This window comes from Mycobacterium sp. TH-M11 (genome assembly GCF_057473725.1).
In genome coordinates, this window is the sequence record NZ_JBYCLD010000244.1 from 1 (window position 1) to 3,439 (window position 3,439).

Genomic DNA, 3,439 nt, shown 5'->3' on the forward strand with positions numbered 1-3,439 from the left:
CGATGAACTATCCAAACGGTTTTCCCTGGAACGCACAAAATCGCTTCGGCGCCGTTCAGTCCGCGATCACGAAACAAGCTGCGCAGTAGCGCTTCACGCGGCGTCGTGGCCGTCCACAGCGCGGGAAGCCGTGGACGGCCACTGGTGGCTGCCGAATGAACTATTTACTTGCCGCCGCGCCCGCGCTCCGGACGACGCTTCGGATGAACTCGATCTGAGTTGTGACAAGCTCTTCGGTCAACTTCAACGCGGCGTCGATGACCGTCTTGCGGCGCGACTCTTCCTCGACCGCGGGACTCACCTCGTCGATGAACGTGCGAACGGCCTCGATACCTCTATTGCGTCCGGCTTCGATGGATTCGAGAACGTCCTCGGAGAGTTCCGCCCACCGGGGCTCGGTCTTGTGCGGCGCCTGTGTCATGGTTTGTCCTTTGTTTGGTCAGTGCCCCGATTTTACGGCGGCACCGATCGGGCGACCAGTGACCAAAGTCCTGCCTCGCAGCATCATTGGGCCCTGATCCGGTCGCCCATCGCCGTTTGGCCGCAGTGACTTTCGCTGGTCCTTGCGGCCCTATCACGTTGTCGGCAGTGGCCCTAACGTCGGCCGTTATGGCGACAGCGCCGAAGGGCCACGACTCACGGGCGAACCCGCCCGGCGTTGCTCTGGGTGACGCTCTCACGCCATTCACGCGCGCCGGTCGATTGCTGGCCCGGGCGATGGCGCCAACTGCCAACCGAGAGTCAGACGAACTTCCGATCGCCCGGCCCACGCTCGCTCTGGCGGGACAGGCCCTCCGGGACGAGATTGTGCTGTGGGGACTGAAAGTACGCCGCCCGGTGAGTAATCCACGCGCATTCGCGCGGATCGATCGGGAAGTCACCGCGGCCCTGGAGTTCTACGGCAAACGGGGATGGCTGGCCAGGCCGCGCGGGTTCTATGGTCGGCCCGAGCCGCTCACCCAAGTCACCACCCACCAGGTCAAAGGACGCAAACCCACCTTTTATCGTATGGAGTTCGAGAGCGGCTACGCGCCGCATCCGGGCGAGCCCGGCCGCGATCGGTGGCTGGGATACGCCGCCAACCATCGTGAATACGCCCTGCTACTACGGCATCCGGAGCCGCGACCGTGGCTGATCTGCGTCCACGGCACGGAGATGGGTCGCGCGGCTCTCGACCTGACCGCGTTTCGCGCGTGGCAACTTCACGAACGCTTCGGCCTGAACGTCGTGTTGCCCGTCCTCCCCCTGCACGGCCCCCGGGCGCACGGCTTGCCCGGCGGCGCGGTGTATCCCGGTGAAGACATTCTCGATGACATCCACGCGACCGCGCAGGCAGTCTGGGACATCAGGCGGCTGCTGACGTGGATCCGCAGCGAAGAGCCGCAATCGGCCGTCGGACTCAACAGCCTGTCGCTCGGCGGTTGTGTCGCAGGATTGGTAGCCAGCCTCGAAAAGGGGCTTACGTGCGCCATTCTCGGCGTTCCGGTGGCAGATATCGTCGACGTGCTGCAGCGCCACGCCGGGCTGCGCGCTGATGATCCACGTCGTGAGACGCTGGCCCTGGCGGCTCCGCTGGGTCACATGATCTCACCGCTGTCCCTGACGCCGTTGGTCCCGATGGCGGGCCGATTCATCTATGCCGGTGTCGCCGATCGACTAGTGCATCCGCGCGAACAGGTAACCCGACTCTGGAAGCACTGGGGTAAGCCGCACATCGTCTGGTACCCGGGCGGACACATCGGATACTTCCGCTCGCGACCCGTGCAGCGATTCGTCACCGATGCCCTCAGCCAGTCCGGCTTGCTGTCCGCCGCAACGGAGTTACGCGCGCATCCGGCGTAGCCGCGCCACCCGCGCACGCCATTTAGCGATCGGCGGCGACCCGGTCGATGTGGGCGAGAAAATGCTCCAGCACCGCACCGGGCGCTTCCAGCTGTGGCCAGTGCCCGATGTCGTCGGCGAGCATCACCACGTCGGCGCCGGGTATCACCTCGGCGTAGCGGCGGGCCATGTGCGCGCCGGAGTTCGGGTCGACCGGCCCGTCGATCAAACGCATCGGAACATCGGTTTTGCGCATGGCCCTAACCCACCGGTTCCGATGGCTGTGGCGGTCTTTGATGAATCGGCCGACCTTGTGCAGCACCCGGCGGCCGTCGTTGTAATCCAGGATCTGATGGAACACGTCCATCATGTGCCGAGTGGGTTTGGTGTTGGGGCCGAACATCTCCCGCAGCGTCGGCTCCAGCAGACGGCGCGACAACGGGGTGTTCTGCACGGGACTCAGGATGTCACCCAAGGGTGTTCCCGACATCAGCTTCTGGGCCGCCCGCGGTGTGTAGGTCTCGACGAACATCCCGCCGTTGAGCCACGTGATCGAATCGATACTCAGCTTGCCGTACGCGTGGCCGCCAAACTCATGACGCGCCAGCAGTTCCTGGCCCACCGAGTCGCCGAGATCATGCGCCAGGATGTGCGCGTTGCCGATGCCCAGGTGGGCCAGCAACGCCTCGTGCATATCGGCATGGTCGTGCACCGAATACTCGTAGTGGACCGGTTTCGCGGAGAACCCCATACCGATCATGTCCGGCGCTATCACGGTGAACCGCTGCGTCAGTGTCGACCAGATCGGTTGCCAGTCAAAGGTGTTGAAGGGATACCCGTGAATCAGCAGCAGCGGCGGCCCGCTGCCCGCAACCCGATAGAAGATGTCGAAGCCGAGATAGTCGAAATACAGTCCCTCATCAAGCCAGGCGGCCAGTCCCGCGTCCACGACCCGACCCGCCTACGCGACGTAGCGGACGACGCTCTCGGCGACGCAGGCCGGCTTGCCGCTGCCTTCGACCTCAACGGTGGTCGACACGGTCGCCTGCGTGGCACCGTTGCCCAGGTCCTCGATATCGACCAGCGTGCTCTTCGCGCGAACCCGCGACCCGACGGGAACCGGTGCGGGGAAGCGAACCTTGTTGAGGCCGTAGTTGATTGCCAGCTTTATGCCGTTGACTGTGTACATCTGGTGCTGCAGCCGCGGCAGCAGGGCCAGCGTCATGAACCCGTGCGCGATGGTCGTGCCGAAGGGGCCCTTGGCCGCGCGCTCCGGGTCGACGTGAATCCACTGGTGGTCGCCGGTCGCATCGGCGAACAGGTTGACATCTTCCTGGCTGATCGTCACCCAATCGCTCTCGCCGATGCTCTCACCTTTGATCGATGCGAGGTCGGCGACTGAATCGAAGGTGCGCATAGCGTTTCTCTCCTTTGAGCGGGGGCGGCGCTACTTAGCATCGTGCCACTTCGCGTCGACGGATTCACCACCGGGATCTTTCGTCTGGAACGCGTGCGCGCCGGCGGTCCTGTGGGTGGCCACTGACGGCGGCGATCGCCGGCTTCGGGAGCACGTGGATGCTCAACTCGATCACCAGCGATCATGCTGCGGTGGTCTGGC

General features: G+C 64.6%; 4 protein-coding genes. 1 reads left to right on the forward strand and 3 read right to left on the reverse strand.

The window, feature by feature from the left end:
- Window positions 1-160: 160 nt before the first annotated feature.
- Window positions 161-421, reverse strand: coding sequence for a hypothetical protein (locus AC2VOG_RS10210; RefSeq protein ID WP_486939784.1), 261 nt, complete (start codon window positions 419-421; stop codon window positions 161-163).
- A gap of 188 nt (window positions 422-609) precedes the next feature.
- On the opposite strand from AC2VOG_RS10210, the gene AC2VOG_RS10215 reads away from it, so the two are divergent.
- Window positions 610-1,842 carry an alpha/beta hydrolase family protein gene (locus AC2VOG_RS10215; RefSeq protein WP_486939785.1) on the forward strand — a complete coding sequence of 411 codons (1,233 nt, stop codon included), beginning with the start codon at window positions 610-612 and terminating at the stop codon, window positions 1,840-1,842.
- A gap of 22 nt (window positions 1,843-1,864) precedes the next feature.
- Here the strand turns inward: AC2VOG_RS10215 and AC2VOG_RS10220 are convergent, their stop codons facing one another.
- On the reverse strand, window positions 1,865-2,770 hold the full coding sequence (locus AC2VOG_RS10220; protein ID WP_486939786.1) for an alpha/beta fold hydrolase: 906 nt from the start codon (window positions 2,768-2,770) through the stop codon (window positions 1,865-1,867).
- A 12-nt stretch (window positions 2,771-2,782) separates the two neighbouring features.
- The gene (locus AC2VOG_RS10225) at window positions 2,783-3,238 is read right to left on the reverse strand and encodes a MaoC family dehydratase (protein WP_486939787.1); all 456 of its coding nucleotides are present in this window, start codon (window positions 3,236-3,238) and stop codon (window positions 2,783-2,785) included.
- Window positions 3,239-3,439 lie beyond the last annotated feature (201 nt).

Excerpts from the sequence above, each read along its gene's own strand:
- AC2VOG_RS10210 (WP_486939784.1), bottom strand. The coding sequence starts at position 421 with ATGACACAGGCGCCGCACAAGACCGAGCCCCGGTGGGCGGAACTCTCC.
- AC2VOG_RS10225 (WP_486939787.1), bottom strand. The coding sequence starts at position 3,238 with ATGCGCACCTTCGATTCAGTCGCCGACCTCGCATCGATCAAAGGTGAG.
- AC2VOG_RS10215 (WP_486939785.1), top strand. The coding sequence starts at position 610 with ATGGCGACAGCGCCGAAGGGCCACGACTCACGGGCGAACCCGCCCGGC.